Source organism: Pirellulales bacterium (genome assembly GCA_035939775.1).
Classification (GTDB): Bacteria; Planctomycetota; Planctomycetia; order Pirellulales; family DATAWG01; genus DASZFO01.
The window spans coordinates 1-4,433 of record DASZFO010000188.1; the positions used below are offsets into that span (position 1 = coordinate 1).

At 58.8% G+C, this 4,433-nt stretch carries 5 protein-coding genes; all 5 read right to left on the reverse strand.

Going from position 1 to position 4,433, the window contains the following annotated elements; translation table 11 throughout:
- Nucleotides 1–297 (reverse strand): hypothetical protein (locus VGY55_12210; GenBank protein HEV2970725.1); only part of this gene is annotated, 297 nt, incomplete at its 3' end.
- A gap of 140 nt (nt 298–437) precedes the next feature.
- The gene (locus VGY55_12215) at nt 438–560 is read right to left on the reverse strand and encodes a hypothetical protein (protein HEV2970726.1); all 123 of its coding nucleotides are present in this window, start codon (nt 558–560) and stop codon (nt 438–440) included.
- A gap of 138 nt (nt 561–698) precedes the next feature.
- Nucleotides 699–1,121, reverse strand: coding sequence for a hypothetical protein (locus tag VGY55_12220; GenBank protein ID HEV2970727.1), 423 nt, complete (start codon nt 1,119–1,121; stop codon nt 699–701).
- A 362-nt stretch (nt 1,122–1,483) separates the two neighbouring features.
- Complete coding sequence (locus VGY55_12225; protein ID HEV2970728.1) at nt 1,484–3,910, reverse strand: beta-L-arabinofuranosidase domain-containing protein; 2,427 nt, start codon at nt 3,908–3,910, stop codon at nt 1,484–1,486.
- 200 nt (nt 3,911–4,110) lie between these two features.
- Nucleotides 4,111–4,433, reverse strand: a 323-nt coding sequence (locus tag VGY55_12230; protein ID HEV2970729.1) for a tetratricopeptide repeat protein, incomplete at its 5' end; no start/stop codon positions are given.

The following is a 4,433-nucleotide window of genomic DNA, read 5'->3' on the forward strand; positions in this document are numbered from 1 at the left end:
GACTTGCATCCGGGAAGTCCAAGCGGAGGTCTTCTCGCCGGAAATCAGGGCGACCACGGCCACGCCGCTCATCTTGCGGCTTTCCGCCTGCCGTGTCATTTCCCCTAGGGCGACTTCCGCCGCTTTGTTGAACTTCGCGGCAATTTCGTCGGTCAACGGTGTCGCTGCACGCACGGAGGCGTTTGTAGTTGGCGCCGGCCTGGCTTCGTCGCAATGGCCGGGACTGGCTTGTGCCAAGAGGCTGGCAGCGGCAAGCAAGGCGAACATGAGGGAAGATTGAGTGAGTGGGATATTCATTTTCAATGTCTCTGGTAAAGGGATACGGAATTGCCAGCAGCCTCTGACACCCTAACCCGAAGAGTGAGCACGGACAAGTCGTCGTAGCCGCTTCGCTAGCCGCCGATATCGCCCGCCGACGACCGGCTCCTTCCATTCGCTCACTTGGCCCTCGGCAGGTCGACGGCATCCAGGTCGAAGGAATAACCCTTCGAGGCCGGATTCTTGCCCGCGATCGTCAAGCGGAGGCGATTCTTGCCGGCGATGAGGTCGTGCGTCCCCAATTCGAGGCCGCCTGCCGGACAAAGGCGGCCTGAGTATAGATCGAATTCGGCGGGCAGCGTCGGGTCGAGGAAACGGGGACGCGACTCGTTTCTGATTTGAGTCGCGTCCCCTTTGTTCTCCGAAAGATTTTGCGGGAACTACACCGGTTTCAAGCGCCTCATCAGGTAGCTTGCGGCTCGCGAGGTCTGATGAATGAAGCACCAAATGAAACAGCCGATGCCGAACAACATCGCGACGATTGTTGCCCATCCCCACGCATCTGTCCCGGGAGATTCAAAATGCGGTTCAAAAGGCCTGCCGGGCGCGAATCCCAGGTCAACTATCCATTTTTGCACGATCGATCGCTGCTTCAGTATGGTGAGCACGACTGCCACCACGGCAAACCAAACTCCCAACGCTCGAATCGAAAACTGCCAGCGTTTCGGCTTTCGGAGCCAAGCTTCCATGACCCACATCACAGAAATAACCAGCAGTAGCGACACAAGAGAGTCAAATGCGAGCGATGGAAAGTGCCACGCGTATTTAAATGTCGGCCGGTCGGCAGTGGGCGGAATCGTCATTACGCCAGATATGATTTGTTTCTCAAAGACGGCCGGCCAACCGAAATAACACTCCACGACGTAGGTCCCACCCGGTGGGACACCGTTTCTGGCAAGCGGACCAAACTGGCGTACCACCTGGCAATAGGCGAGCGCCGTGCATTCCAACAGAACGGCGATCCAGGTGAGGAAGTGGAGGCGATACCAGCGGCGCGGCTGAACTGAATTCATGGTGAAACTCTAACCGCCAGGGCTCAGAACTGGGTCGGAACTCAGGCCCGCAAACGTTTGCCGGACGAGTTCTTCTCGCCGATCGCGAGGAAGTCGAGACGCCAGCGCGATGCCTTGAGGGGTTGCATTGGTACGATGCGTGCCCACCGGGGCTAATCCACGCGCCATTCGAGAATGCCGCCCGACCAGTTTGGTTGAAGCTGCACTTCGATTCGCAATGCCTTGGTTTGGACCGGGTCAAAACTAACGCGATTGAATCTGTCAATCTCGACGGGGTAGCCGGCCGCGTGAGGGACTGGCTTCCACTCATCGCTGGGCGTTCGATAAAGCAGTCGCCAACTCTGCGGCACTCGGCAATGGGCTTTAAGTCGCCGCTCGTCCCACCAATACACTTCGACGGACGAGACTTTCTTGGGCCGCTCAAAGTCATATTGCACCCATTCTGTCGTGCCGCGATGGTCCCACCACGTAAACCGCGGTATCGTCGTGTCATCGGAAGCCGCCGGGTCAAGCTGATCATTGAGCGCGGAGACGGTGTCGAGTTGCCAGCAATGCGATGCCGATGGCGTCGCACGACTGGCTAGCGTGGGCGGGGGCAACGGCTCGGCCTTATCCTTCGTCTCGGCGGCCCAGACCAGCATTTCGCTCGGCGTCCGATTGGCGTTCGCAAAGTACGGGATCGCCGTGAATTCAACTTCGCTAAGGCCGGCGTAACGATCGGGCGCGAAATAGAGCTTGTCGGGCGGGCTGGTTCGATGCAGGGCCAAGGCCGAGCCTTTGATGATCGTTACTCCGCCGAGCAAATCCATCCGCCGCTCGGTGCGCAATTCCGCCTCGGACGGAATGACGAGATTGCGAACGTGACCGCCATTGTCCAGCCCTTCGAGGCAATAGATGATCGGACCGCGCTGGAATGCCACGCGGCCGATGTCGGCTGCGACCTTGGGATGCGCTTTGATGCGCTCGACGGGCATCGGCAGCGACAGCGCGATTTCATCCCCGCGTTGCCACCGTCGCCGCAGTCGAGCGTAGCCGCTCACTCTGTCGACGGTGATGAGCGATTTGCCGTTCAGTCTTAGTGCCGGCTCGCGGCACCAAGCGGGCAGCCGCACGTTGACGGCAAACTCGGTTTCCCGCTCTGGCGCCACAGATATCTTAATCTCGCCGTCCCACGGATAATCGGTTGTTTGACGAAGCTCGACCTTCGTCCCGCTGAAGGTCAATTCCGCGCGGCTGCCTACAAACAAGTTGACGTAAACAGCATCCTGCTCTTGAGCGTAGATGAGGCCCGGCAGGGCGCCCATCATTTTCAAAAACATCGGGGGACAACACGGGCATGCGTGCCAGCTCCATCGCTGATGGTTGGCGCGAGCCTCCAACGGGTTTTCGTAGAAGTAGGAATCGCCTTTAAGCGAAACGCCGCTGAGGACGCCATTGTAAAGCGCGCGTTCGAGTTCGTCGGCGTAACGTGCGTCGGCGAGCGCCAAGCACATGTTGTGATGAAAGAACCCGCCGCCAACGGCGGCACAAGTCTCGAGATAGCCGCTATTCGGCAATTCGTAATCGGCGCCGAATCGTTCCTGATCGGCCGATGACCCGAGCCCGCCGGTAATATACATTCGACGATCGACCATGTTCTCCCAGAGCCGCCGGGCTTCTGTCAAATAATCATCCCGGCCGGTCGCCAGCGCCGTGCTGACCAAGCCCGTGCAGAGCAGAGTAGCTCGGACGGCGTGGCCTTCGATCGTCTCTTGCCGCAATACCGATTTGTCGTCCTGCGCATAGGCGCCGTAGTTCACCCGGCCGTCATGGTTGCCGCGGTTATCGATCCAAAACTCGGCAAGCTTGAGGTAGCGCTTTTCCTCGACGGGCGCCGCAACATCGGCCTTCAGACCCGGCTTCTCCCGAAAGAGAGTGTACAGCTTGACCAGCGCCTCTTCGCCGAGTGAGTGCCCTGGCACAATGTTCTTTTTTGGCGGCGGCCCCATGACGTCGGCCATGTGGTTGGCCAGTTTAACGGCGACCTTTAACAATCGCGTCTTGCCGGTGGCGCGGTAGTAGTGGATTGCCGCTTCAATCAAGGCTCCGGCGTTGTACACGTCGTGCTGTGCGACATCGTTTCCTCCGTTGAGGCCCCATCGTCTCTGAGGGGCCATCAACTGCGTCCAAGTGTTCAAATAGCCATCCGGGTCTTTGTCTGCCGCGGCTGCGATTCGCTCGATATAGCCATCGAGCCGCTCTTCGAGCGACGGGTCAGAATGTTCGGCTAAGAAATCGGCGCTGGCGCGAATCATTTCATAGACAAGTCCGTCATACCATTCTGGTCCAGCATGTCCGCCGATTTTGCCATCCCGCACGCGGTCGAAATTGTTGATCGCCCCGCCGCGGTCTTTTTCGAATTTCGTTAGGCAATCCGGAATGGTGACCTCACGCCAAATTTTTAACTTCGGCAGCCAGAAATCGTCGTCAATGGTCACCTGTTGAACGGGAACTGCTGTGAGACGATGCGGCCGAGGATCATCGGCCAAGGCAGAACGTCCAGCCGCCAGGACGATCAACACACAAAGTCGTTTGTCCATAGCTTTCCGCAGTCTGGGGTTAGTTCGCTCGGATTATGTCATCGAGACTTGGCGGAGAAAAGGTGATAGCCGCGAAACAAGGGCAATCTAGAAAGACCCGCGAGCCGATGCTGCGATGATGGAGTCTCGGTCGGCCAGCCGTGGCGGCGCTGGCGCCCGGGCAGAATTCGGGCATTCCCCGGCGATTTTGTCAGGCGGTCTCAGACGATAATGCTCGTCAGGCTTTGAAAGCCGGGGTCGGAGCGGATGGGGTCGAAGTCGGATTCCTTTTCGGCGAGTTGACGGAATTGCGGATCCATCGAGAAGGCTTGCGTCAGGTATTGGAGCGCCAGAGGCGCGTTGCCCGCCAGGCTCCAATAGCAGGCCAGATTGTAATGGAGCAGAGCCCGTTGCGGATCGACCGATAGGGCCTGATCGAGAGCATCAATCGCCAGATCGATCCGGCCGATCCGCTTATAACACCAGCCGAGGGCCAGCCATGTTTCAAGATTGGTCGGCTCGGCCTCGCCTGCTTTCTTAAGCG

Excerpts from the sequence above, each read along its gene's own strand:
- VGY55_12225 (HEV2970728.1), bottom strand. The coding sequence starts at position 3,910 with ATGGACAAACGACTTTGTGTGTTGATCGTCCTGGCGGCTGGACGTTCT.
- VGY55_12220 (HEV2970727.1), bottom strand. The coding sequence starts at position 1,121 with ATGACGATTCCGCCCACTGCCGACCGGCCGACATTTAAATACGCGTGG.